We start from the raw sequence: 26,184 nt of genomic DNA, 5'->3' as shown, positions 1-26,184 counted from the left end.
CAGCAATAACACTAAGCCAATGTGACTCCATTGGCTTTTTGCAGTTCAAATTGAGTTTTTAAGTGAAAATTGCCTGAAATAGCTATTAGCTAAAACAATAAGTTAAGTTAGAATAAACTGAAAAAGTTGACCAAACTGATTGGTTTTTATTGATTATATAAGTTTCGCTAAATGACAGAAACGAATAGGGGTTGTTATTGCATGTTGCGCAATAATGAAATTGTAATTTTAGGGTAGTTCTGTTTGATTACCTTTTGAGCCTCATCTGCTTTTTTCTGCCATTTATCTGTGACAGGTTTGTATTTTTTGTACCTTATTTGATAATTATCACAACATAAGGTGCTGAATTTTGTGGGATGAGAGGATGCGTAAGTTACAAGGATTTACCTTAATCGAGTTGATGATCACCATAGGTATTTTAGCGATTCTGGCAACCCTTGCAGTGCCATCTTTTGCCAGTATGGTACGTAAATATAATTTAGAAAGTAGTGCCATGGAACTCAATATGTTGCTTAGTCAGGCACGTACTACCGCAGTCAGTACTCGTCAAGACATCACCGTTCATCTCAATCAAACTGCCTTAAACACTGAAAAAGAAAAATATTGGATGCCTAAAGGACAGGTTAGCTACCGTAGTATTAAGGTAACTGAGATTACTTTTAAAGCTTCTGGTCAAGTACACGCACAAGACCAAAATTTTGATTTGGCATTACAGCTATGTGATCGCTCCAATGCATCTGATCTGTCAATGACTTTGCACCTGTCACGTTTTGGTACCGTACAACACATTGAAAAGGGGACATGCGCATCATGAGTGCCCAATCACAACGCGGTGTTGGTTTAATGGAAGTGATGGTTGCAGCATTGATCTTAGCCGTAGCAGTACTTGGATTTATTAGCTTGCAATACCGTTCTTTAGAAGCAGCCAATGAGGCTTATTACCGTACGCAAGCCATGAGTGTGGCGCGGGATTTGGCAGAACGTATTCGTGCGAATCAATTGGAACAAGAGACCTATTTAAAACAATTAACCTACTCTCAACCCTCTGATACAGCGACTGAAAAAGCCTCAGAAGAAGGCGTGACAACACCCAGCACATGTATGAGCAATCAATGTACAGACGAGCAGTTTGCGATTGCTGATGTTGAAGAAATTAAAGCCAAAGCACAAGCAGTAGGGATGCAAGTGGCTATGCAAAAATGCAGTGGTGTAGAACAACGTAATTGTATTTATATTGCTTGGGATAAAACCTTGCCAAAGGATGGAACAGCAGCAGATGAAAGTTGCACCAGTGGTGGTACATATATTGATGGGTCGCGTTGCATTGTGATGGAGGCCTATTAATAATGAAAAAACGCTATCAACACGGGATTAGCTTACTTGAGCTTATGATTGCACTGGCACTAGGTTTGATTTTAGTGGCTGTGGCAGTACAAATGTTTATCTCCTCTCAAGCCAATTTAGCTCTGCAACGTAGTTTGGGTGACTTGCAAGATAATGGTCTATTTGGCATTGATTTTATTGCCAAAGATCTGCGTAAAATTAATTTAGGCGCTTCATTACCAGTGTTAGATTCAAAAATTGCTCAAGGTGGTATTCTACTTTCAGCGGATAATATAGTGGGTTCTAGTGCAGAAAATATTAGGTTGGAGGGCTTTCAGATGGGACATCTCTCTTTAACTGAATCTTTAATAGGTACTTCAAATTTTACTGGCCAAAAAAGTGATCAACTGACGATTCAATATAAAACAGTGCAAAATATTTATGATGACGCCACTTTTTTAAGAAAAATAAATAATGGTTTAAGTGGAGCAGAAAAAGGTCTTGTTGTAGGGTATGACTGTGAAGGGGGCAAAATTGTTTTAGAAGATGTGGCTAATCAAGTCTATATCGTACAGCGCTATTATGTGACACCAACTACCGGTGCAACGATGGCAGAGGGGAGTAAAAATCCAAATCTGGCATTGTACTGTGATGCTGGACGTTATCAGTTAGGCGCGGTTGATGACGCGCTTGCTGCTACAGCTAATGAAAACCGCGTGGTCACAGTGGCAGGGATGGGTAGTAATGGTCAAATGGTGCTACGCCGTGTTGATCATTTTCGTGTGTTGTTGGGTGTGGCGACTGGAGATTATGGTAAAAGTGAAAATTTTCGCTACATGACTTTAAATGATTATAAAGCTTTGAGTAGTGATCCTTTACCAAAAATCCGTAGTGTTAAGTTAGGCTTAGTGATTCGTTCTCAAGATCGTATTCCAGCAGCAAGTGTGACAAAGCAAACTGCTTTTAATATTTTAGATCTCAGCTCAGCCCAATTGGTTGGCGGAAAAGACAACTATATGCGTCAAGTCCTGACACAAACCATTGCTTTACGTAATGCACTTGGGGAGGATTTACGATGATAGATTCTCACAATCAAAAAGGCTCTACCTTAATTGTTGTGTTGATCATGTTAGTGGTCATTACCATTATTGGTGTAGTGGGGGTAAGACACAGCATGACTTCACTCAATATTGCCACCAATAGCCAAATCAATGAGTTATTAAGACAAAGTTCAGATTCAGCTATGCTTGCTTTAGAAGAAGTCAATGATTTAGCTCAGCTTTCGACAGCTAACGGTATATTAGGTTTTATTAGTCGACCTGAAAACCTTAATAAAGAATTAGTTTTTTGTTTTAAAAAATCAGGTGGGATTGCTTTTGATATTAGTCAAGCGAGTATGCTAGAAATTGAAAATAATAAAGTAAAAAAGAGTGCTTTAGGTGATAGAGGCTTTTGTAAACCAGATGATGCGGATTTTTATACTAGTCAAAGAAATGTTGTTTTAACACAAGTCGCAGTTAAACGCTCAACTGCAGGTGTATTAGAGCCCGCTTTTTCTAACTATACCATTGGTACTGATTTTGTTTCATCAAAAACGCAGAATAATGAAAGATTTACTGTCTATTCAACTTCCGTTTTACCTTCTGTGGGTGATGCCAAAAAGGAAGAGGTTTTTGCATGTTTATCTGAGCATATGAACAGTAACTTACAGATTTCAGGTGCCGGTACCTCTAATGCGACAGCAGTTACAGTATCTAAATGCTTAGAAAATTTAGGTGTGCCATATATTACACAAGTGGCCGATTATAGTTATATGGTGGGGTTTAACCAGATATCAGGAAAGAACTGATAGCATGGGGGTATTAGCGATGAAAAAGACAATAATCAGTAGTGCTATTGCTGCAATATTAGCAGCCACTAGCTTGATAACACATTCAACATGGGCTAGTGACCGTGACATTTATCAACGTGGTGGTGAAGGTTCTACAGCACTTATGTTGACATTAGATATTACTGAAACAATGCGTGGGATTCGAGGCGAGCTCAATGATGGTTTCAGTGATTACTACATGTGTAATCAAGCTACAAATAATAGCAGTCATATCATATCGGTAAATAGTGAATCATTTAAGGTTAGATTTTGCCGTTATACCACTACAGGTTATGGAATTTTAGAGTTAGGCGAGAAACTAAAAGATTTTATTATTCCTGGTCGTTATAAAAGCTACACAGATTACATTAATCAGACTTGTACCTATCGTGAAGATTCTTCAATTGAATATATTTGCTATGATCGATTATCTAAAGCAAAAATTGCATTACTGAGTCTATTAGTTGGTAATCCCGAACGTGGCATTGGTAAGCTCTCAGATGACAAGGTTATTGGTTTAACAACATTTTCAGCCTATCACCAAACTGCTGATAAACTTGGATCTTTCGCTGGTAAAGTAAATATTAAGCCGCGCCGTTTAGATGAAAGGGTAACTCTATCCGATGGAACGAAAATAACACAACGAAAATTATTAATTGAAACAATAAAAACCATTGATGATATTGATGAGAGTTTACTTGAAGAAATATCTAAAGGTTTAGATGGCAATCGAGATAGTAATTCTCCGATTGCTTCGGCCTATACAGAAGCTGCAGCTGCATTGATGGGAACGACTACAAAAGGTGCAGGATTAAGAGTTATTGGGCGTAAAGATGCTTTCGGAAAATTACAAGTATTTTATAAGTGTGAAGGTAATTGGGATATAAATGGCTATTGTCCACTAACCAAATGGAAAATTGTTGAAAGTAGTTTACCAAAAGTCTTACTTGGCGCAGGAAGTGTCGAAGAGCTTGATAGTTTTATTAAGCAAAATTACCCATCTGATGGAACTTTCTTTCGTAATGATCGACCTATAGAAAGTAATGAAAATAAAGAGTCTGATGGTCCATTTCTAGGTACCACTTACTATTATGTGAACGATGCTAACAAAGAAGTTTCTTATAGTGGTTTTAGCTATGCCAACGTATCATCTGAGCGTAATCAAGCTACCTACAATCGCCCTACCTTGATTCAAAATCAGTTGAATAATCCATCTTTAAAATCATGTCATGCTCAAGGTATTTACATGCTTACAGGTGGCACTCCATATATTAAAAATGGTAAGGGAAGTGATTACTCACCTGAATTTGGAGTTGAGCGTATGATGCAACGTACTTTAGCTCCATTAAATAGTACTCAACAATTAAATACGTCTTTTAAATGTTTTGGGCAAAATATTAACTCTACTCTAAAAGATTCTGAAAAGAGCGGTGTAGGGTTGTTAAAAGACAATACGATGTGGGCTTGCTTATCAAACTTTACAGAAGCTTTAAAAGATCCAAATAAAAATCCTACTAATCTTGAAATTAAAACAGCCATTGCTGGAATGGGAAGATATTTTTCTGACTTACCTGATACTAAGGGCGTAGATTTAGAAAGTGCTACAGCAGTAGATGATTATTTTAACCAAGTAAATAATACAAGTTTTTCTAAACGTTTCTTAGAGTTAAAAGATGAATCAGAAAAACATAATATTCGTAACACGGCGAAGTTAGGTGCACTTGGTGGTGGTGGTTTCTATTCAGCCTTATCTGTGGAAGAAATTGCAGAGAGTGTAAATCACTTTATTAACTATATGGCGAAGGATATTCCTTCTGTATCAGCAAACAAAGCTGTGATTCCTGTGGATGTCTTGAATCCTTATGAATTACAGCCTTATGCATATTTAACAATGTATGAACCAAGTGTACAAGGTGCAGTGGCGGCATGGGCAGGTAACTTGAAACGCTATGGAGTTTCTAAAGATGGTATGATTGTAGCTAAGGATAAAAATAGTATTTTTACAGCCAATAGCACTGTACGAAATGATGCAGAGGATTTATGGCAAAATACTAGCCTTAGTGTCGTTGAGGCCGCAAAAAAATCTATCTTTCAAGGTGGTGCGTTAAATAAAATCCAATTAAGGCATCATGATGTGGGAGGGGAGCGCACTTATCAACGTACAGTTTATACGACACGTAAATGTATAACAAAACAAAATAATGTTGCTTGTGAACAAGACCCTAATGTTAAATTAACTCAATTGAATAGAGATTATTTTACAGATAAGTTATCTGGTAAAGATAGCTTACGGGGCTACTTACTTGGCTTGCTGGGATATGATGTTTTAAACCCAAAAAATATTAATAATGAAGAAATTTTAAAAGTGTGGGAGGATCGTCCGGAACTACGTCAAATGGGTGCGGTGTTACACTCAGATCCAATTGTTCTAACGCAAGAGGCTACTTTTGATAATAAAGATAATCAAAAAGTGGTATCAAGAAAAGACTATGTCCTATTTGGTACCACCCAAGGTTTGTTACACGTTATAGACGCAGAAAAAGGCGATGAAAAATTTGCGTTTGTGCCTAATGAAATGGTGGAGAGTAATTATCACTCTTTCTTAGATCCAAATTTTTCTAGTACAGGTAATGATTTTAAGTACGGTATTGATGGTCCATGGACGGTTCATACTGAATATGTGACTAATCAAGATGAATCAGGTAAGTTAACTACCTTAACAGTAGGCAAGGTGGGACAGGGTGAAACAGCTGTTCAGGGAAAACAGTGGGTATATGGTGGTTTACGTATGGGTGGGCGTAGCTATTATGCGCTTGATCTTAGTGATTTAAAGATACCTAAAGTAAAATTCCATATTGATCCTGAAAACAAAAGAGTCGTTACTCCTGAAGGACCTTACCATTATCCTGAATTAGAGTATATGGGGCAAAGTTGGTCTAAACCTGTGATTACATATGTTGATTGGCAGGGTGAGCGCAAATTAGTAATGTTTGTTGGTGGTGGTTACGATTCTGACCCACAAGGTATGAACCAAGGTTATGAACATCTAACCTATCAGCAAGAAAATGGTCAGGGCGCGGGCGTTTATATGTTTGATGCTGACACTGGAAAGCTATTGTGGTGGGCAAGCAGTAATGTAGGTAAAGTTGATTACGAAGACCAAACTACTAGTGACACGAATTTAGTACCAGGACTCTACACTGAGAAAATGGCTTATAGTGTAGTAAGTGCGATTAAAACGGTTGACCGTGATGGTGATAGTCTAACCGATCATTTGTATTTTGGTGATTTAGGGGGACAAGTTTGGCGTATTGATATTGATAACTTTAGAAAATCGGGTGACGCCTTTGCTAAGCGGGCAGTACGCTTATTGAATCACGAAGAAGCACGCCAGCAAGGAAGGCAGCCACGTTTTTATGTAGAGCCAACTTTTGGTATTTATCGCTTACCAACTTCTGGTCGAGTGATTGCAAGTTTAAGTATTGGTTCTGGCAATGCAAGTAGTCCCCTGCATAATCCGGATAATGCAGTAAATTGGGTAAAAAATGCGATATTTACAATATATGATAAAGATGTAACACGTACTGGTCTATATAAACTACAAGACGAGGACTTGAATAAAGATTTATCGCTACCTTTGTTGACTAAAGAGGCACGTGATGCAGAGAACAAATTTACGCCTGAAAGATATGAAGAAGAATATCAAAAAAATAGTGGCTGGCAATATGTATTCTCTGACAATTCAGCAACAGTGGCGGGTCAAGATTTTTATACAACCCCGATGGGGCCAAAAGTAATTTCAGATCCAGTGCTGATGAATAATCAACTCTTCGTTAGTGTATTTGATAGTGAAAGAAAAGGTACAGTACAAGGCTGTGATGCAGGTATTCGCGGTGAAAGTGTAATTGAACGCTTCTGTATGCCATTTGGTTCTTGTGGTAGTAACAGTGGTATGCAAAATAGTTTATATGCAGGTGTAGGTATTGCACCAATCAATATTAGCTCGGCAGGGCAGGGTGCGAATAACTCACGTAAGATTATTAATAGTCAGTGCGAAGGAGATAGTTGTTCGATTACTGGTACTGCCAATAATGCTGTAGCTAGTGACAACAAACTTAATCGTAAATTGAGTCCAATGCGCTGGTTTGAACGCGAGTGAGGCCAGTTATGAAACAATCTCAAGGCTTTACTTTAATTGAGCTCATGGTGGTGGTGGTGATCATCACCATCCTCACCTTAATCGCAATTCCAAGCTATAAAAACTATATTCGCCGTGCTGATTTAAGTCAGGCACAGCAGGAGATGCAAAAGATTGCCGATCAGCTCGAGCGCTATAAAGGACGAAGTTTTACCTATAATGGTTTTAGTCTAGCTTCTGCCTTTGATGATGCGGCAAAAGTTTCAATAGATGAGAGTACTGGAACGCTATACTTACCAATTGGTAGCAACAGTAGTAATGCGAAATATATACTCACATTACTAGATGGAGACAAAGCAACAGCGTTAAATGCAGTTAAGACTTCAGCAGGCGATGATGGTTTTTTAGGTGATGGCCTTGGACATCGTTGGAAAATGAAAGCGATAAGTCATGATAAAACCAACTATAGTCTTGTAATGACCAGTGACGGTTTACAATGTAAAACCATCAATCAAGTTGATGCCGCTGCATATCGCTGTGTAGCAGAAAATCAGACAGGGATGGGCGAGGCATGGTAAAACAAAATGGCTTTACCCTAATCGAGATTATGATTGCTGTGGCGATCGTTGCGATTTTAGCTGCAATTGCGATTCCAAGTTATGAACGCTATCAGATAAAAGTCAACCGTGTTGCCGCACAAGCTGAAATGATTGAAATTGGCGCACAGTTACAGCAGTACTTAATTACCCATCGTAGTTTATTGGCAGATAGTAGTGCTGAGACTGGCCCATTAAAGTTTGTACCGCAAACTTTACCACGGCATGACACAGCGCTTTATGCGCTTGATCTAGAGATTGTGAGTTCATCTACTTGGTATTTGATCGCAAGGCCACAGGCTGGAACTCGCCAAGCCAATGATGGTATTTTAGTTTTAACATCTAAGGGATATCGTTGTTGGGATAAGGAAAATAAAGGCATTTGTAATAAAGATGAGTCGGGTGAGTATAAGATTACTGCGATAACGAACTGGGATGGCCGTTGATCGGATGAAATTCAAAGGTGTGGATAAATCATTTTTTAATCTTCCTTTCCTAAAAAAGATCGCGTAAAATACTGCCCTCTATGAAAGGGGTTTGAAATGTATCGATGGTCGGTACAGGGATAATCCGTAAAAACTATAAGGTTCTATCATGGTTGTTATTCGTCTTGCACGCGGTGGTGCTAAAAAACGTCCTTTCTATCAAGTTATCGTAACTGATAGCCGTAATGCACGTGACGGTCGTTTCATCGAACGTATTGGTTTCTTCAACCCTACAGCTCAAGGTAAAGCAGAAAAACTTCGTTTAGATACTGAACGTTTTGCTCACTGGATCGCTCAAGGTGCTCAACCTTCTGAACGTGTTGCTTCTTTAGCTGCTCAAGCTAAGAAAGCGGCTGCTACTGCTTAATGTCAGTAGGTAATCCCATGACACCAGCACAGAATGTTCCAGAAGATCGTATTCAGATTGGACAGCTACGTTCAGCATATGGGTTGAATGGGTGGCTCTGGGTCTATTCCAATACAGAACCCATGAGCAACATATTTGACTACCTGCCTTGGTACATTGAGACCAAAGCAGGTTGGCAAATGGTAGATGTAAAACGTTGGAAACCACATGGCAAAGGTCTAGTTGTCAGCTTAAAAGGTGTGAGTGATCGCACAGCAGCAGATGGCTTAGTTGGCGCTAATATTTGGATTTCAAAAGCGCAACTTCCTAAAGCAGGGATGGATGAGTTTTACTGGTCAGATTTAAAAGGCTTAACTGTGTTAGGTCTAGATGAAGATGAACAAGAAGTAAACCTTGGTAAAATCCATGAAATGTTTGAAACAGGTGCCAACGATGTTATGGTGGTACATGCCACACCAGACAGCGTTGATGCTGAAGAGCGTTTGATCCCATGGCATAAAGATGTGGTACAACGCGTTGATCTAGAAGCTGGTCGTATCTACGTAAATTGGGGCGTAGACTACTAAGTCTTATAGGAAATAGAGGAATCTGCGATGTTTTTTGCAGTGATTACGCTTTTTCCTGAGATGTTTGAAGCGATTACAGCCTACGGTATTAGCGGGCGTGCAGCAAAACGCGATTTAATGCAAATTCATTGTATTAATCCACGCGATTTTGCAACGGGTAACTATAAACGAGTGGATGAACGTCCATTTGGTGGTGGTCCGGGCATGGTCATGATGGCTGAGCCTTTGGCTCAAGCGATTCAACATGCCAAACAACTTGCACAACAAGCAGGAAAAACCAATGTCCCAGTGGTGTATATGTCACCACAAGGTCAAACTCTACATGAACATGCGGTACAGCAGTTTGTTGAATACGACGGCTTGATTGTACTTTGCGGGCGTTATGAAGGGGTCGATGAACGTTTAATCCAAAAATATGTTGATCAGGAATGGTCAATTGGTGATTACGTGTTATCGGGTGGTGAACTGCCTGCCATGGTGTTATTGGACAGCATTATTCGCAGACTTCCAGGTGCGATGTCCGATGAACAATCGCATGTGCAAGATTCTTTTGTGGATGGTCTACTTGACTGCCCACAATATACAAAGCCTGACCATTTTGAAGGTTTGGATGTGCCTGAGGTACTTAAATCGGGTCATCATGCAAATATTGAAAAATGGCGCTTTTTGCAGCGTTATCAGCGTACACTTGAACGTCGACCAGAATTGGTTGAGCAAGTTGAGTTGACCAAGCAGCAAAAAAAATGGCTCAAAGATTCAGGTATCTAAAATTTTTTAGGTGCTTTTAATAGGTTCTTTATATCTTGAAGTGGTCAAGTGTAAAGAGAAATATAATCGGGTTTATGCGCTTTAGCCTCTAAACCCTGCGAAGATCAGACCGCTTCTGACTCGCACATATTGGAGATACCCCATGAGCGGTAAGCATCCTTTAGTTCAAGTTATTGAAAATGCACAGTTAAAAACTGATATCCCTGCTTTTGCACCAGGTGATACAGTTGTTGTTCAAGTTAAAGTAAAAGAAGGCGAGCGTGAACGTCTTCAGGCTTTCGAAGGCGTTGTAATCGCTAAGAAAAACCGTGGCTTAAACTCTGCTTTCACAGTACGTAAAATCTCTAGCGGTTTTGGTGTTGAGCGTGTTTTCCAAACTCACTCTCCAATCGTTGCTGGTATCGAAGTGAAACGTCGTGGTGATGTACGTCGCGCTAAACTTTACTACCTACGCGAATTGTCTGGTAAAGCTGCACGTATCCGTGAAAAATTACCAGCTCGTAAAGCAAAATAATCTGCTTTATACGCTTAAAAAAATGCGCCTTGTAGCGCATTTTTTTGTTTTATAAACCTTGTAGTTTTAAGCGGTTGGCATGTTGACGGTAAACAGAAACAGGATCGGGCGCAAAGACATGCGTTAAACCAAAAAATTGGTTAATAATGTCGAGATGATTCCAGTTGTAGTTATCACGAATAGTTTTACCAAATTTGGCACTACAGCGTGTCACTAAACCATCATTATCGCCTTGAGCATCGGTAATTTTTGCTGTGACTGCCAATAATCCATCAGGATCAAGAGCATTGGTCAGCGTACCTGTGCCTGTAAATGAATAGAAGTAGATCCCTTGTTGTTGTGCAGGGCCATCGCCACAGGTGGATGTTGGCATGCCTAATGGATATTTAGTTTGAAACGCGGCTGAACCAGCCAAACTAAGACTTTTACCAGCACTCAAAGAATCATGTGGAAAGCTATTTGACTCAATGCTTTGTGCCCAGACCAGCATCTTAGATACAAAATTAACCACATCTACCACAGGTGCTTGTAGCTGCGAGCCTTCGACTTGCATAATAAAATCAGCAGTTTTAGAGCCTTTTAATGGACTCGCAATTGCAGTGGCCGAAGCAACTTTGTTTGGGGCTACGTTGGTTACGTAGGCAATACTATGCCCCCCATGACTATGACCCAATAAATTGACTTTAGCCTTGCCTGTAATTGCAATAATTTCATCCACTTGCTGTAACAGTTGTTCACCGCGTACTTCAGATGAATTAAACGGGGAAACTCGTGTAGCCCACACATTTGCACCATTACGAGCTAAGTCGGGTAAAATTTGATACCAATAATCCACACCTAACTCATCTGTACCAGCACGAATCCATCCTCCCATACCATGGGCAAAGACTAGGGGGTATTGAGTTTTGGCATAAGACGAAATAACAAAGTTAGTCTTTATTTGACTACTATTAGAGGCGTAGCTATGACAAGCCATTGCCAGCAACACAGTCGATAAACAGATTTTTAACATAGACATCATCCTCGAAAGTTGAACCTGTTCTGTCCTAAACAGGGGGGTAGGTTATTCTGCAAAGGGTAAAACACCTCCTTGATCATGAATATTTTCAAACGTCTCTAAACGTAATTGTTGTTGTTTTTCAGGAAAATACTGTTGTTGTAATTGCAGAATATTTTGTCGTTTGCTTTGATCACTTAATGCGCTTTGTAAAACTTGATCTCGTGCAGCTAAATACTGTTGTACATTATTTTTCCATGTTTGCCGCTGTTGATCGAGTTGTTCAAGACGAACGGTTGCCTCTGCACCCACTAGATTTAAACGTAACTGTTTAAGCTCCGCAGCACTGCCTCCACGGGCTTTGAGTTGCTGGCTTAAACTACGCAAATCTTCAAGTTGCGATAAGCTCTTTAAATTGTCCTGCCAATCTGTGGGTAAGTTTTGAAATAAAGCATTAAGTGCCTGTGCTTTGTCTTGTTCAGATAAATTTTGATTTTCTAAAATGCTCAGCCGAGACAAGGTGTAATCTTGATAGAGATCTTCTTGACCAAATAAACCATTTATTTCTTCGTTATTAAAAAAGCGTTGGCGTAAATTTTTTGTAGCAGTAAAAATGGCAGCAAAATAAGCTGCATTTTCTTCACCTACGGGTTTATTAATGCTGGCTAAGGCTTGACGATAGCCCAAATAACGTTGCCATAAATCTAAAATTTGTTCACGGCTTGGGCTGTGATAAGCGGTTTTAATATAGCTACTAAAATCGTGTTCAATTTGCGTTAAATCTTTTTCACCATATTGACTAATAAAGTACTCAAAACACTGTTTGGTTTGCTCATTAACCATTAATTGTGCGGCTGCATCTAAGCGCAATTGACAATTAATTTGCGTATCTTGCTGACTTAAGCTTTGTACCGTGGTGTTTGATGCATGAGGAGTGTGTGAGGCAGTTGGCTGAGCCAATGGCACAGATTGCGGCACACTTTGTGGTGGTGTTGATGAATGGGGACGTAACCACAATAACAATGTGCCTAGTCCAAGTAAAACCAACAACAAGATCCAAATCCATTTTGGCATACAGACATCCTTTTTATACAGCAGTTTAATGCAAAAACACCTCCTTTGAATAGCTATACAGCTCACTATCAGATTGTTACCATGAGCCAATTTTTTTGGCTTTAATTGTTATGAAATCTTCTCCAAATAAAGTGCAGCGTCGCCATTTGAGTGGTGTTTTTTTACTTAATAAACCTCTAGGGATTAGCTCTAATGCAGCGTTACAAAAAGTGCGCTGGTTGTATCGCGCGCAAAAGGGTGGGCATACAGGCGCACTCGATCCTTTGGCTTCTGGCTTATTGCCAATATGTTTAGGCGAAGCCACCAAGTTTTCACATTATTTACTCGATTCTACCAAGCGTTATCAAACCACGGTGTTTTTAGGACACAGCACTACTACAGGTGATGTCGAGGGTGATGTGCTGTTAGAAAAAGCAGTGCCTGAATTGACGCAAGAGAAAATTCAAGCCGTATTGCAACAGTTTATCGGTGATATTCAGCAAGTCCCACCGATGTATTCAGCCTTAAAAAAAGAAGGCCGTCCTTTATATGAGTTGGCGCGTAAAGGTATTGAAATTGAGCGTGAAGCACGTCCAATTACGATTTATGCATTAGAGCTTATCTCTTTTAATGAAAACAGCATTACTTTAGATGTGACCTGCTCTAAAGGTACCTATATTCGTGTATTAGGTGAAGATGTGGCTAAAGCATTGGGCACATATGGTCACTTAACTTATTTACACCGTATTCAGACCGGGCACTTCGATTTAATTCCAAGTTATACTATTGAACATCTTGAAAGCCTCACCGAACAACAACGCGATGCGTTATTGTTACCTGCTTTTGCGCCTGTGCAACACTTCCCTCATATCCAAGTGCCTGAAGGTCGCGCTGAGTATTTCTGCCGTGGTATGGAAAGTAATATTGAGCATGCTGCTGAAGCACAGGTCTTGGTCTTTGATGGCGAAAAATGCTTAGGTCTGGCACAAATTAGCGATAAAAAACGTTTAATCCCCAAACGCGTTTTAAATCTCGACTAGGAATTCTCATGGAATTAGACATTATTATTAGCCTGATTATTTTCGCATTTTTTGCTGGTGCAATTGATGCGGCAGTTGGCGGTGGTGGTCTAATTCAAATTCCCGCGCTGATGGGTGCAATGCCACAGCTTGCACCCGCAACCGTATTTGGAACCAATAAATTATCTTCAATTTGTGGTACAGCTTCAGCTGCATGGTCATATTTACGTAAAGTCACTTTGCCATGGCAGCTTTTATGGGTGATTGGAAGTTGTGCTTTTCTTAGCTCATTTGTAGGGGCAGCCTGTGTCACTTTAATTCCAACAGATATTTTGCGTCCATTGGTGTTAATGATGCTGATTGTAATTGCAGTTTATACACTACTTAAAAAGCAATTTGGCCAGCAACATATACAGTTTGCAATCACCAAAAAGTTTTTGGTTTTAGCTGCTGTGGGCAGTTTAATCATTGGGTTCTATGACGGTATTTTTGGTCCCGGTACCGGTAGCTTCTTTATCTTTTATTTTATTCGCTATTTAAAAGTCGACTTTTTACATGCTTCGGCATTGTCTAAGGTTGCCAATCTCACCACCAATTTAGCAGCATTAAGTTTCTTTGCCCCTACAGGGCATGTGCTACTGGGAATTGGTCTAATGATGGCTGTAGCGAATGTACTAGGTTCTGTGGTTGGGGTTAAAATGGCGCTTAAATATGGCAGTGGTTTTATTCGTATCCTATTTTTAATTTTAGTTAGTGTATTAATTTTACGTTTAAGCTATCAAATTTTTGTAGGTTAATGCGCTTAAGTTACAGCTTTACTATATTCAAGCGATAGGGTTTTTAAGTATAAAAAATATTCAACCGATCATCAGCTATCGCCAAGGATCATTTATGAATATTTTTGAAGCATTAAGAGAAAGTCATCAAAAACAACGTGAATTAGGGGAAGCTTTACTAAACACCTCAGGTGATAGTCCTGAACGTAAAGCATTATTTGAGCGCTATAAAAATGAATTATTCGCACATGCTGTTGGGGAAGATCGTTATTTTTATATTCCATTAATGATGAGTGATTCAGGTCTGAACATTACCCGCCATGCCTTAGCCGAACATCATAAAATGGATGAGTTGCTCGAAGAGCTAACAGAACTCGAAATGAGTAACCCAGGCTGGCTCAATAAAGCCAAGAAACTGGTAGACACTGTGCTGCATCATTTAGATGAAGAAGAGCACGGTTTTTTCCAGCAAGCAGGAAAAATTTTAGCGGACAAAGAAAAAACCAGTTTAGCCAAACATTATTTAGCTGAATATCAAAAATATAAAAAGTCTGATAAAGATGCCTTAGTTTAAGTGAGTGATTGAGCTCAACGTGGCAAGCGTTTAGCTGGATTTACTTCGCATGCTAACCCCAATTGAAGCTAACATCACGCAGCCCAGAGCGATCCATTGCCAAAAGGCGATGGTTTCGCCCAATAATACCCAACCTGTCAGTGCAGCCAAAGCTGGCGAGAGACTTGATAAAGTACCGTAGCTTAATTTACTTAAACGCTTTAAGGCTTGTAAATCTAAGGCATAAGGAATGGCAGTCGCCAGTATCGCGATGGCTAGCGCCTGCGGCCAATATTCGATATTAAGTAAGGCTTGGGCATTTTGATATAAACCAATCGGTAATAAACTCAGTGCAGATAACGTAATAGCAATGGTCAGCGCATGCATGCCAATGTTTTGCTGTACCACTTTTTGCCCAAAGTAAATATAAAATGCCCAACATAAACCTGCGCTTAAAGCACAAATCGCACCAAAAACTGAGAAATTACCTGCTAGTGCTTGCTGCCATGGCACCATTAAGCCAATCCCTAAAATTGCCAATCCAACCCAAATATAGTCACTACCTTTTTGAATAGAAAGTAAGGCAAGCCCTAAAGGCCCAATAAACTCTAAACCCACCGCAATCCCTTGGGGTAGTTCGCCAAGCGACAGATAAAACAGCACGTTCATTAAACATAGTGCTGCGCTATAGCAGATTAAATCACGCCATTTTAAAAAGCTCAGCCGCTTTAAAATATGCCATGAACGGAACATCACAAAAACAATTATTGATGCAAAACATAATCTTAGAATCGTGACACTTAAAGGATCAATCTGCAAAAACAGCTGTTTAGCAAATGAGGCGCTAATTTGATACGAGATCATAGAAAGCACCATAAACAATACTGCAAGCAATTGCGGACGAGCCATAAGTTAAAATTCGAATAGGAGTTGGCGTTTATTATAGCTTTAAATAATACCGGCAAAAATGTAATCAAATGCTTATATTTGCTTGAAAAATGAACAATATAATTGCAAGCTATAGTTGAAGCATTATTAAACAAAACTTTATAACCATTATAAGGAAAAAACACATGCAATCTCCATGGAAGCAAGTGCTATTGGCCAGTATGATTGGTCTGAGTTTAATTGGTTGTGGTGGATCGAGTTCAAATGATCCAGTGACACCACCGACAGAAAATACAATTCAAAAACAAGTTTCAGCCTTAATCTTAACAGCCACGGGCAACACGATTAACAATGCCAAAATTAAAATAGCAGGGCAAACTTTTACTACAGATGCCGCAGGTCAAGCCAATTTTAATGTGAATATTCCACAAGCTGCTCAGGATGTTGTGGTGCAGATCGAAAAAGCAGGTTTTGTTAATCAAGCGCTACGCATTAAAGCCTCAGAGCTTGAAAGTATGAATGCAAGTTTGTTAATGGTAAAAAACCTAATTGAAGTGGCTACAATTGAACAAGCACAAGTTATTGAAAGCTCAGAACTAAATGCCAGTATCACTATTCCTGCGAACGCATTTGTACGTCCAAATGGTCAACTTGCCACAGGTAAAGTCATCATCGAATTTACCCCTTGGGATATTCAAAGTACTGATTTAAATGCAATGCCTGCCAATGGTGTAGCACAAAATAATCAAAACAATATTGTGGATTTAATTAGTGCAGGGATGATATCGGCAACTTTTAAAAATGAACAAGGTGAAACCTTACAGTTGGCTCGCGGTAAAAGCGCAGATTTGATGATGGATTTACCCATTGAAAATATTGCCAATCAAGAAATGACAGTCGGTACAGAAATTCCAATGTGGTATTTTGATGAAGCCAAAGGCTTATGGCGAGAAGAAGGTATAGGCCATGTAGTCGAATCCGCTCAGTCCTCGACAGGTTTGGCAGTGCATGCCACTGTATCGCATTTTTCGACATGGAACTGGGATTTAGAGTTTGAAAATGACGGTACTTTATTGGTGCAATGTATGGCTGAAGGACAAGCTTTACCTTGTCATGCAATGGCTGAGATTCGCTTAAATGATGGCTCTCGAGTAACTAAGTACTCACATATTCCAGTCAGTGGTCTAGAAGTTGTTAACATACCCACCCAAGCAAGTATTGCTTGGAAAGCCTATGGAGTGGGAAATGGTTTCATTGGTCAAGCGCAAAGTTCAACGGACTCACCAGTCATCATTCAATTGCAACTGCCAACCACCAAAAATAATGTCAGTTGTGAATTAGCAGATGGAACAGCGACGTCTTGTCAGGGTGTGTTAAATAACCAAATTCCTTTTAGCATTGGTCTGTCAAGTAGTCAGGTAGTCAGTACCTTAGCCAATCATCAAAATTTACAATGGCAGGCAAAGACCCCCTTAATGTGGAAAAATAATCAATGGGTACGTTACCGTGGTACGCAGATTTCAGATGCGTCTGAAAATGTGGTGATTAAACTGACAGAGCTAGAAACTTTAGCTGATACGTTGGGGCTTGATTTCTACGCAGAATGTAAAGCCTATAATGTAGATGAAGATTTAACAGGTCAGCCATGTGAGTTAACAGTAGAAATAGAGAACACCAATCGAGAGTGGAACACACTGGTTTATCAAATTCCATTTGGTGTACGTACTCATATTGCATTACCAGCACCTTATACAGGTTTTGAGGTCTATGATCAGGGGCCTATCCACTCTATCAATCTATTTGCTTCGGTGTTAAATGGTCGCTATTGTGACACCATGTTTGGTTCATATGGATTTGAACGTAACTCTGGAATGTCTTTTATTATGGAGTTAACGCCATCTAGAATTGATGGGGGTGTAGATAGTGATGAGGGATGTGTCACCACACCAACTTAATAGAATAAAACCACGCTATGGCGTGGTTTTTTCTTGTTTAAGCTGAGCTTGAGTTTTTTGTTTAGCCTGCTGTGTGGTAACAGTACAACCGATAGAGGCCAAAATAATCACACTTAAAGCCAACCACTGCGTCCATAACAGTTGTTCACTTAAAAAAATAAACCCCGATAATGCAGCAATGGCAGGTTCTAAACTGGTCAGGGTACCAAAAGCCAAGGGTGTCATATGACGTAGGGCATACATTTCTAAGCAAAAGGGTAAGGCACTGGCCAATAGGGCTAAAGTTGCAAAGAGCATCAGATAATGAGGTTGCCACACCGCACTGGGCATGCCCATGTATAAAGCCACTGGCATTAAACACAGCATGCCCACACACATGCCTAAACATACCGTATGATTACCCGAAACCCCAGATGGTTTTTGCCCAGCCACAATATACAACGCCCAACATGCACCTGCGCTTAAAGCAAAGAAAATGCCCAGCGGGTCAAGTGAGGCTGTGTGATTAAAGGGAAACAGTAGCACCAACCCTAAAATGGCCAGACCCACCCAAACAAAGTCAAACTTTTGCCGTGCGTAATACAGTGCTACGCTTAACGGGCCAATAAACTCAAATGACACCGCAATACCCAAAGGTAAGCGTGCAATAGACAAGTAAAACAATATATTCATACCCGCTAAGGCGATGCCATAGCTGATGATTGCCGAATAATGAATATGTTTAAAATTGACCTGCCAAATTCGAAACACAATGGCCAACATAGTTGCTCCCAAAAATAAGCGCATAGCGGAAACACTTAAAATCGGGAAATCGGCAAATAAAACCTTGGCCAAGGAGCCACTACTTTGGATAGAGATCATGGCAATGATCAACAAAATAATAGCGTGCAGCTGTGGTAGGCGAAAAAGAGTGTGCATAACAATAAAAAAACCACAGCCTTAAAGACTGTGGCTTTTATTTAAATTGAATTAGAACAATACGCGAACGCGGATTGTGCCTTCAACTTCATGTAATGTATCAAGTGCTTCTTTAGATGCCGTCGCATCTACGTCCATGACTAAATAACCTACATCGCCTTTAGTCATTAAAGACTGACCAGAGATGTTGATGCCATGTTCAGCAAACAAGTTGTTGATTTTAGACAACACACCTGGAACGTTTTTATGGATGTGAAGTAAACGGTGTTTACCTTCAGTCAATGGTAACGCGATTTCTGGGAAGTTCACCGCAGATAAAGTCATACCTTTATCTGAGTAAGCGACAAATTTCTCACCTACTTCTAAACCGATGTTTGCTTGAGCTTCCATGGTTGAACCACCAACGTGCGGTGTTAAGATCACGTTTGGCAAGTTACGAAGTGGAGAAACAAATTCTTCACCGTTGGCTTTAGGCTCTTTCGGGAATACGTCAACCGCAGCACCTGCAAGGTGACCAGATTTTAAAGCATCAGCCAAGTCTTCAATCACGACACATGTACCGCGTGCCGCGTTAATGAAGATTGAACCTTCTTTCATTTGTGCAAACTGGTCTTTGGTCATGAAGTTACGTGTAGACGGAACATCAGGAACGTGTAAAGACACCACGTCAGCATTGGCAAGCAGCTCGCCTAAAGAACCGACTTGACGTGCATTACCAAGTGGTAATTTCGTCACTGTATCAAAGTAAATCACTTTCATACCCATGCTTTCAGCAAGCACAGACAATTGTGAACCAATTGAACCGTAACCGACGATACCTAAAGTCTTACCACGAGTTTCGTATGAACCTACCGCAGATTTGTTCCAACCGCCAGCGTGTGTATCTGTTGATTTTTCAGGTACACGGCGTAGAAGAAGAATCGCTTCAGCAAGTACCAGTTCAGCAACCGAACGCGTATTTGAATATGGTGCGTTAAATACTGGAATACCACGGCGCATTGCTGCGTCTAAGTTCACTTGGTTCGTCCCAATACAGAAACAACCTACCGCGATAAGTTTGTTCGCAGCTTCAAAGATTTCTTCAGTCAACTGAGTACGTGAACGAATACCAATGAAATGCGCATCTTTAATCGCTTCTTTCAGTGCTTCACCCTCAAGCGCTGTTTTACGATAGTCGATGTTGGTGTATCCCGCTGCGTTTAATGTGTCGATTGCGTTTTGGTGCACGCCTTCTAACAATAAGAAACGGATTTTATCTTTAGGTAGAGAAAGATGTTGGCTCATTACGGCTCCGCTACAAAGGCCAAATTTAGTGGCAATATGATAGCATAGGAAAATACACTATAAACATTTGCTTTATGACCCATGGATTTTCTTGCATGTTGAAAATATCGCCTAATTTTAAAATTTCGGTCTAACTAAGCCTGTAATTTGTAAGCGACATTAGCAAAAATGCCATTTTCTGCGAGTCTTGGGCAAAAATGATTTATAATAGTGTCCCGCAAAAACCACCTCCAAAAAATGGAACGATTTTTGTGCATGATGAGATGAAAAATATTCATTTTAAATGTTTGTTTTTTGCTCATATTCTTGTGAATAAACTTCTTGCTAGGTCTGCAAACGATGAATGCTCCAGTCGCTTTAACACCTGAGTTATTGGCTCAATTAACAGCTATCGTCGGTGAAAACCGTATTAAAACTGATGCTGACAGCCTCGAAAATTGGGGACGTGACCACACCAAACACTTCGACCCAAATCCATCGGTCATCGTTTTTCCTTCCAGCACAGAGCAAGTCCAACAGATTGTTAAACTTGCCAACCAATTTAATGTTGCAGTAACACCATCAGGTGGTCGTACTGGTTTATCAGCGGGTGCTGTAGCGGCCAACGGTGAAATCGTGATCAGTATGGACAAGATGAACCAAATCTTGGAATTCTTCCCAGCTGACCGTATGGTACGTGTACAAGCAGGTGTAGTGACTGAACAGTTGCAAAACTATGCTGAAGAACAGGGCATGTATTACCCAGTCGATTTTGCTTCTGCGGGCTCAAGTCAAATTGGCGGTAACATCGGTACCAACGCGGGTGGTATTAAAGTTATTAAATACGGCATGACACGTAACTGGGTACTAGGCTTAACAGTTGTGACTGGTAAAGGTGATGTACTGCGTTTAAACAAAGGCATGATTAAAAATGCCACAGGTTATGCGCTACAACACTTATTTATTGGTGGTGAAGGGACTTTAGGTTTAGTCACAGAAGCTGAAATTAAGCTAGAGCGTCAACCACAAGACTTACAAGTGATGGTACTGGGTGTACCTGACTTTGAAGCGGTGATGCCTGTACTTCATGCATTCCAAGCGAAAATTGATTTAACAGCATTTGAGTTCTTTGGTGAACTTGCGATGCAAAAAGTACTTGATCATGGTCATGTACAACGTCCATTTGCAACCGAATGCCCATTCTATGTCTTACTTGAGTTTGAAGCGCCATTTGAGCCAATTATGGACAAGGCGATGGAAATCTTTGAGCACTGTATGGAACAAGGTTGGGTATGGGATGGCGTGTTAAGCCAAAGCCTAGACCAAGTGGAGAGCTTATGGCGTTTACGTGAAGATATTTCTGAGTCGATTGCGCCATTTACACCATACAAAAATGATATTTCAGTACTAATTACCTATGTTCCTGCATTTATTAAAGAAATTGATGCAATTGTGTCTGACAACTACCCAGACTTTGAAATCTGCTGGTTTGGTCATATTGGTGACGGTAACTTACACTTAAATATTTTAAAACCTGCCGATTTAAGCAAAGACGACTTCTTTGCGAAATGCCAAGTTGTAAATAAATATGTGTTTGATACTGTGAAGAAATATGACGGTTCTATTTCTGCGGAACACGGTGTAGGTATGACCAAAAAGCCATATCTTGAATACAGCCGTTCAGCAGAAGAAATTGAATACATGAAAGCGTTAAAGCAAGTATTCGATCCAAACGGTATTATGAACCCTGGTAAATTATTTGATCTTTAATATGATCAATTAAGCAAAAAAGCCTCAACAGTTGTTGGGGCTTTTTTTATACAGTCTTGCCATAGAATTTTTTTTTTAGGCGCGGCATGATCAAATTTTATAAACACAATTAAGGATAATTATATGTTACGTTTTTTCGCTTTAACTGCTGTATTGGCATCACTTACTGCGTGTGCCACCACGGAAAATTTATTTAATAAAGCCAAAGGGGTGGTGCATTCGTCTTATACGCCACTTGAGCAGGTGTTAAAGGCGCAGCCAAATTTAGAATCAGAATTAAATGCAGTCGAGATTCGTCAGGTATTTAACCGTGTGGAAGCGCCAACTGCCGCGCAAGTGACGGTTTTAGAGTCAGGTTTAATGGATGATTCTGTGAGTGCAATTCGTACCACCTATCAATTTAAGTTAGTGGATGAGCAATGGAATTTAGTGGATAAGAAAGCGGCTTATAAATGTAGCCGTGGCAGTAATACCAAGTCTTTCCAAACGGCTGTATGCCCCTAAAGTTAGGTTGCTTTTTTAAGCCATTCTTCTATGTTAGGCGTATCAATTGATACGCTTTTTTATTGGGGGATAGGGTGGCTGAAAATATTTTAATTGTGGGCAATGGTTTTGACTTATCACATTATTTGCCGACTAAATACGATCACTTTATGATTGTAATGAAAAGTATAGAAGATTGGAATTTAGAAAAGGGAGATATGAGATTTGATAACCTGTTTTCTCATTTGTTAGCCAAAAAGGATGTTTTTATCACTCATACAAAGCTCTTTTATGATATTTCAAATGCTAACTTGAGTGCAGATGATTTGTCTGATCTAAAAGATAAATTAGGAAAAAATACTTGGTACAGATATTTTGAAAAGCATACAAAAGATATAGGTTCTTGGATTGATTTCGAAAATAAAATTGAAGAGGTTTTGTTAGCTTGTGGGAATGTACTTCCTTATATTTCTGACTTAAATGAATCTGCTAAGACAGTTGATGCGTTAGAGAGTACTACTGAATCAGGAAATAAGTTTAGCCAACGAAATCTTCAAATTCTTAAGAGTTTTGATTTTGTGCAAGAACGTAAGTCGATGAAAAATGGCGGAGAATTTTCAACCTTTTATCTTAATAAGGAGTTTTCTCCCAATAAGCATTTGAAAAATGGTTTCGATATTTCATTATTCTTAAGTCATTTGTTAAATGGGCTAAATGAATTTGTTGGAATTTTTAATGTCTACCTTAACAAATTGATAAAAACGCTGATTCCTTTAGCTCATCAAATAAATATTGATGCAGAAGATTGGGTAAGACCTAGTAAGATTTTTTCCTTCAATTATACAGATACTTACTCTCGAATTTATAGGGATACAGAAGTCAAAATAGATTACCTACATGGTGTACACGGAGCTAGCCAGAATATTGTTTTAGGAGTTTCAGATCTGGAAGCCCCTGAACTGATAAGGTTAAAAGCTTTTGGTTTTACTAAGTATCACCAAAAATTATTTAAAGAAACAGATTATTTATTCTTAGATTCGTATAAGGAGGAAATTTTATTTCAAGAAGAGCAAATTGCGGAACAATTAATCTCAACTAATCCTGTGACGTAAGCATCCGCTGAACCCCATCGCTATATTTTAATGGGGATCAGGTTTCCATCGGTGTGGTAGTAATTCTTCTATTTGGGTCACTTTATGTGTCGGTAGTCTTTTCAGCACATCACTTAAATAGGCATACGGATCCAGCTCATTCAATTTTGCTGACTGAATCAGCGTCATGATATTCGCCGCTCGCTGACCACTGCGTAGAGAACCTGCAAACAGCCAGTTTTTACGTCCCAAGGCCCAGGGACGCATCTGGTTTTCTACCCCTTGCGCAGCAATGCTGCTCATATCTATAGGTAAATTGCCATCATCTAGATAGCGGCTTAAAGCACGCCAACGTTTTAGGCTGTAATTAATGGCTTTGACTGTGGCAGAACTCGGTGGCACCTTGAGAGCATGCTGGTTGAGCCATACATACAGTTGTTGCATCACCCGTTGACTATGTTGTTGCCGATAGTCGTAGCGTTGTTGTGCTGTATTGATGGTCGCTTGTCTGAGTTCTGCTTCTATCGCATAGAGTTTTTGCATCAGTACTAATGCCTGTTCAGCAATTTGACTTTTCCCAGTCACATGCAGTTCATGGAATTTACGTCTCGCATGTGCCATGCAGCCCACTTCAATGATTTGACCTGATTTAAAACGGGCTTTATAGCCACTGTAATCATCACAGACCAAATGACCCTGCCAGTCTTGCAGAAAGTCTTCTGCATGCTGACCTGAACGACTCGGCTGGAAGTCATAGATCACCGCCTGAATAGGATTGTATTGTGTGCTGGCATAAGCCCAGACATAACCTTTTTTCGGTTTTTTCTCTTGATCACCAAGTTGCATGAAGGTGACTGGTGTTTCATCTGCATGAATCACCTGCTGTTGCAACACTACCTCTTTTAAGGCATTGGCTAGAGGTTCTAGTTCAACACCACAGCGACCAAGCCAATCTGAAAGAGTAGATCGAGAAAGATCAACACCAGCCCGTTGATAGATCAGGCGCTGACGGTACAGTGGTAAATGATCAGCATATTTAGATACCAGTACATGGGTCAGTAGTTCAGGACTTGCTATACCTTTATCAATGACATACGCAGGCATCGCTTGTTGTGTCAGCGTATCGCACTGATCACAGACCCATTTGCCACGTACATGTTGCTCTTTATAGAACTGTGCCGGTCTGAAATTCAATTTTTCACTGACATCTTCACCGATACGACGCAGTTGGCATCCACAAGCACATTGCGTTGATGCTGGTTCATGCTCAATACGTACAGTCGCTAGATGATCTGGCAATGGACGACGTTTAGGTTTATTGGCTTTCTGTGTTGTTACATTGGTTTTATCTGAATTCAGCCGTTCCAGTTCCAGCTCGACTGCTGCGATATCTTCTTCAACCGCTTCATCCCACAGATGGATTTGTTTGGCGGTGAGATGTTCATTTTTACTGCAGAATTTGTGTTTTTTAAACAGTGCCAGCTCATGCTCGTATTTTTGATTGAGAATGGATAGATGTTGAACTTTGGCATCTAGTTGCTGATTTGATTTTTCTAATTGCTGATGCTGCATCGCCAACTGTCTGGTGAATTCCAGTAGTTGTTCATGGGTCAGTTGGCTTAAATCAGGCATCGTATTCATGAACATAGTATGCCTGAAATTATAAATACGATGCTATAGAACCTTTGCAGAATAGCAGAACCAAGTGGCTTGGTTTAGAGCATCGTGACGACCTGCACTTGTCCAATTCTCTGCCAAGGTAAGCCTTCTTGTATTAATGCTTGTAATTGTTCCAAACTGAGTGAGATGGTTTCACCTTGATGAACCTGGGCCCAGTGGAATTTGCCCTGTTCTAGACGCCGAGCACACAGCCAGATGCCCAGGCCATCATGTACCAGTACTTTCATGCGATGACCACGTTTATTACAGAACAGGTAAGCACAATGGGGTTTGATCGAACCAAAGGCTTTCAACACCTGAGCCATGGCAGTATCCACCCCTGCACGCATATCCATCGGTTGAGTAGACAACCAGATTTCATCGATACGGATCATTGAGTCAAACCCTGTATCAGCACGAGTAATTCAGTGACTGATTCCACAGGCCAATCGATCTCGATCATCTGATCCTGTGCGGAATCTTGTTCGTGATGCAGTGGAATTCTGATATGAGCGAGAGCTTTCTTCTCTGGTACAGGTGGTGGAGGTACTTCTTGTCTGACTGGAGTCGAGTGAAGAATGACTGGAAGAAAGTCGGTTTGAGGATGAGGTGGGCTTTTTAGAACTGGGGGCATTGATATGGACTGGCGAATCCATTTATGCAACAGATTTGCATTGATCTGATGTTGCATTGCCACCTTGGCCACTGATGTATCTGGCTGCAGGCACTGCTGAATAAGCTGGTGTTTAAATTCAGCCGTGAAGGTTCGACGGGGCTTTTTTAGCGGTGATGTACTGTCTATAACTGTATTTAAATCCATAAATAGGTGTCCACTTAAATTTTAGTGGACACTATCGTGATATTCATGGGTTAGAAAAGTGGGGTTCAGCGGATGCTTACTATGTAGAGAATTACAAAGATCCTCGATGCAATCTCAATCTATTGAAAGATTCTGATTGATCTCCTTCATGATGAATAAATATTGTCATCTTTGATGTGAACTTTGTAAGCGTCCGCTGAACACACCTTATGAATTCATCCTATAAGCCTTAATTTAGTCCCCACTTAAAAACAAGTGGGGACTAAAATTTATGACTACAAATCACCAGACATCCATCGCATCTCTTGCGAA

26 protein-coding genes are annotated in these 26,184 nt (G+C 40.1%); 18 read left to right on the top strand and 8 right to left on the bottom strand.

Annotation, left to right across the window (positions count from 1 at the left end; translation table 11 throughout):
- Window positions 1–364: 364 nt before the first annotated feature.
- The 11 genes from AC5YCD_RS10240 (at window position 365) to rplS (ending at window position 10,627) form a co-directional block, all read left to right on the top strand.
- The gene (locus tag AC5YCD_RS10240) at window positions 365–814 is read left to right on the top strand and encodes a pilus assembly FimT family protein (protein WP_496129940.1); all 450 of its coding nucleotides are present in this window, start codon (window positions 365–367) and stop codon (window positions 812–814) included.
- Window positions 811–1,344 carry a type IV pilus modification protein PilV gene (gene pilV, locus AC5YCD_RS10235; RefSeq protein WP_496129939.1) on the top strand — a complete coding sequence of 178 codons (534 nt, stop codon included), beginning with the start codon at window positions 811–813 and terminating at the stop codon, window positions 1,342–1,344. Before AC5YCD_RS10240 ends, pilV begins: the two co-directional genes overlap by 4 nt.
- A 2-nt stretch (window positions 1,345–1,346) precedes the next feature.
- A complete protein-coding gene (locus AC5YCD_RS10230; protein ID WP_496129938.1) occupies window positions 1,347–2,402 on the top strand; it encodes a PilW family protein in 1,056 nt (351 codons plus the stop codon).
- Complete coding sequence (locus AC5YCD_RS10225; protein WP_496129937.1) at window positions 2,399–3,172, top strand: pilus assembly PilX family protein; 774 nt, start codon at window positions 2,399–2,401, stop codon at window positions 3,170–3,172. Before AC5YCD_RS10230 ends, AC5YCD_RS10225 begins: the two co-directional genes overlap by 4 nt.
- A gap of 19 nt (window positions 3,173–3,191) precedes the next feature.
- Complete coding sequence (locus AC5YCD_RS10220) at window positions 3,192–7,352, top strand: pilus assembly protein (RefSeq protein ID WP_496129936.1); 4,161 nt, start codon at window positions 3,192–3,194, stop codon at window positions 7,350–7,352.
- Window positions 7,353–7,360: 8 nt separating this feature from the next.
- Entirely contained in the window at window positions 7,361–7,909 is a 549-nt protein-coding gene (locus AC5YCD_RS10215) for a type IV pilin protein (protein WP_496129935.1), read from the top strand.
- Window positions 7,903–8,373 (top strand): type IV pilin protein, encoded by a 471-nt coding sequence (locus AC5YCD_RS10210; RefSeq protein ID WP_496129934.1) that lies wholly within the window; start codon window positions 7,903–7,905, stop codon window positions 8,371–8,373. Before AC5YCD_RS10215 ends, AC5YCD_RS10210 begins: the two co-directional genes overlap by 7 nt.
- A gap of 148 nt (window positions 8,374–8,521) precedes the next feature.
- A complete protein-coding gene (rpsP, locus tag AC5YCD_RS10205; RefSeq protein ID WP_122900046.1) occupies window positions 8,522–8,779 on the top strand; it encodes a 30S ribosomal protein S16 in 258 nt (85 codons plus the stop codon).
- 17 nt (window positions 8,780–8,796) lie between these two features.
- Window positions 8,797–9,345 (top strand): ribosome maturation factor RimM, encoded by a 549-nt coding sequence (gene rimM, locus AC5YCD_RS10200; RefSeq protein WP_496129933.1) that lies wholly within the window; start codon window positions 8,797–8,799, stop codon window positions 9,343–9,345.
- Between the two features lie 27 nt (window positions 9,346–9,372).
- Window positions 9,373–10,113, top strand: a complete 741-nt coding sequence (trmD, locus tag AC5YCD_RS10195) for a tRNA (guanosine(37)-N1)-methyltransferase TrmD (protein WP_496129932.1) — start codon at window positions 9,373–9,375, stop codon at window positions 10,111–10,113.
- 142 nt (window positions 10,114–10,255) lie between these two features.
- Complete coding sequence (gene rplS / locus AC5YCD_RS10190; protein ID WP_122900042.1) at window positions 10,256–10,627, top strand: 50S ribosomal protein L19; 372 nt, start codon at window positions 10,256–10,258, stop codon at window positions 10,625–10,627.
- Between the two features lie 49 nt (window positions 10,628–10,676).
- Here rplS and AC5YCD_RS10185 read toward each other — a convergent pair whose 3' ends face one another.
- Window positions 10,677–11,648, bottom strand: coding sequence for a lipase family alpha/beta hydrolase (locus AC5YCD_RS10185; RefSeq protein WP_496129931.1), 972 nt, complete (start codon window positions 11,646–11,648; stop codon window positions 10,677–10,679).
- A gap of 42 nt (window positions 11,649–11,690) precedes the next feature.
- The gene (locus AC5YCD_RS10180) at window positions 11,691–12,698 is read right to left on the bottom strand and encodes a lipase secretion chaperone (protein ID WP_496129930.1); all 1,008 of its coding nucleotides are present in this window, start codon (window positions 12,696–12,698) and stop codon (window positions 11,691–11,693) included.
- Window positions 12,699–12,808: 110 nt separating this feature from the next.
- Here AC5YCD_RS10180 and truB point away from each other — a divergent pair, with 110 nt between their 5' ends.
- The 3 genes from truB (at window position 12,809) to AC5YCD_RS10165 (ending at window position 15,046) form a co-directional block, all read left to right on the top strand.
- A complete protein-coding gene (gene truB / locus AC5YCD_RS10175; RefSeq protein ID WP_496129929.1) occupies window positions 12,809–13,717 on the top strand; it encodes a tRNA pseudouridine(55) synthase TruB in 909 nt (302 codons plus the stop codon).
- An 8-nt stretch (window positions 13,718–13,725) separates the two neighbouring features.
- On the top strand, window positions 13,726–14,493 hold the full coding sequence (locus AC5YCD_RS10170; RefSeq protein ID WP_496129928.1) for a sulfite exporter TauE/SafE family protein: 768 nt from the start codon (window positions 13,726–13,728) through the stop codon (window positions 14,491–14,493).
- Window positions 14,494–14,587: 94 nt separating this feature from the next.
- Complete coding sequence (locus AC5YCD_RS10165; RefSeq protein WP_496129927.1) at window positions 14,588–15,046, top strand: hemerythrin domain-containing protein; 459 nt, start codon at window positions 14,588–14,590, stop codon at window positions 15,044–15,046.
- 30 nt (window positions 15,047–15,076) lie between these two features.
- Here AC5YCD_RS10165 and AC5YCD_RS10160 read toward each other — a convergent pair whose 3' ends face one another.
- The gene (locus AC5YCD_RS10160; protein WP_496129926.1) at window positions 15,077–15,934 is read right to left on the bottom strand and encodes an EamA family transporter; all 858 of its coding nucleotides are present in this window, start codon (window positions 15,932–15,934) and stop codon (window positions 15,077–15,079) included.
- 164 nt (window positions 15,935–16,098) lie between these two features.
- Here AC5YCD_RS10160 and AC5YCD_RS10155 point away from each other — a divergent pair, with 164 nt between their 5' ends.
- A complete protein-coding gene (locus tag AC5YCD_RS10155; RefSeq protein WP_496129925.1) occupies window positions 16,099–17,868 on the top strand; it encodes a hypothetical protein in 1,770 nt (589 codons plus the stop codon).
- 15 nt (window positions 17,869–17,883) lie between these two features.
- Here the strand turns inward: AC5YCD_RS10155 and AC5YCD_RS10150 are convergent, their stop codons facing one another.
- Together AC5YCD_RS10150 and serA are read right to left on the bottom strand one after the other, a co-directional pair.
- Entirely contained in the window at window positions 17,884–18,786 is a 903-nt protein-coding gene (locus AC5YCD_RS10150) for an EamA family transporter (protein WP_496129924.1), read from the bottom strand.
- Window positions 18,787–18,837: 51 nt separating this feature from the next.
- Window positions 18,838–20,070 (bottom strand): phosphoglycerate dehydrogenase, encoded by a 1,233-nt coding sequence (gene serA, locus AC5YCD_RS10145; protein WP_496129923.1) that lies wholly within the window; start codon window positions 20,068–20,070, stop codon window positions 18,838–18,840.
- Window positions 20,071–20,409: 339 nt separating this feature from the next.
- Between serA and AC5YCD_RS10140 the strand changes: the two genes are divergently transcribed.
- From AC5YCD_RS10140 to AC5YCD_RS10130, 3 genes are all read left to right on the top strand, one after another.
- Window positions 20,410–21,819, top strand: coding sequence for a D-2-hydroxyglutarate dehydrogenase (locus AC5YCD_RS10140; RefSeq protein ID WP_496129922.1), 1,410 nt, complete (start codon window positions 20,410–20,412; stop codon window positions 21,817–21,819).
- Between the two features lie 123 nt (window positions 21,820–21,942).
- Entirely contained in the window at window positions 21,943–22,323 is a 381-nt protein-coding gene (locus AC5YCD_RS10135; protein WP_496129921.1) for a hypothetical protein, read from the top strand.
- A 74-nt stretch (window positions 22,324–22,397) separates the two neighbouring features.
- On the top strand, window positions 22,398–23,414 hold the full coding sequence (locus tag AC5YCD_RS10130; RefSeq protein WP_496129920.1) for an AbiH family protein: 1,017 nt from the start codon (window positions 22,398–22,400) through the stop codon (window positions 23,412–23,414).
- A 27-nt stretch (window positions 23,415–23,441) separates the two neighbouring features.
- On the opposite strand, the gene tnpC is transcribed toward AC5YCD_RS10130, so the two are convergent.
- The 3 genes from tnpC to tnpA form a co-directional block, all read right to left on the bottom strand.
- Window positions 23,442–25,034 carry an IS66 family transposase gene (gene tnpC, locus AC5YCD_RS10125; RefSeq protein ID WP_496129919.1) on the bottom strand — a complete coding sequence of 531 codons (1,593 nt, stop codon included), beginning with the start codon at window positions 25,032–25,034 and terminating at the stop codon, window positions 23,442–23,444.
- A gap of 74 nt (window positions 25,035–25,108) precedes the next feature.
- Window positions 25,109–25,447: an IS66 family insertion sequence element accessory protein TnpB gene (gene tnpB, locus AC5YCD_RS10120; protein WP_496129918.1), complete on the bottom strand. Its 339-nt coding sequence runs from the start codon at window positions 25,445–25,447 to the stop codon at window positions 25,109–25,111.
- Window positions 25,444–25,872: an IS66-like element accessory protein TnpA gene (tnpA, locus tag AC5YCD_RS10115; protein WP_496129917.1), complete on the bottom strand. Its 429-nt coding sequence runs from the start codon at window positions 25,870–25,872 to the stop codon at window positions 25,444–25,446. The genes tnpB and tnpA overlap by 4 nt, the downstream gene beginning before the upstream one ends.
- Between the last annotated feature and the right edge of the window lie 312 nt (window positions 25,873–26,184).

Source organism: Acinetobacter sp. CY05 (assembly GCF_059515805.1).
The sequence above is the reverse complement of the archived record's forward strand: the minus strand, read 5'-3'. Positions and strand labels throughout refer to the sequence as shown.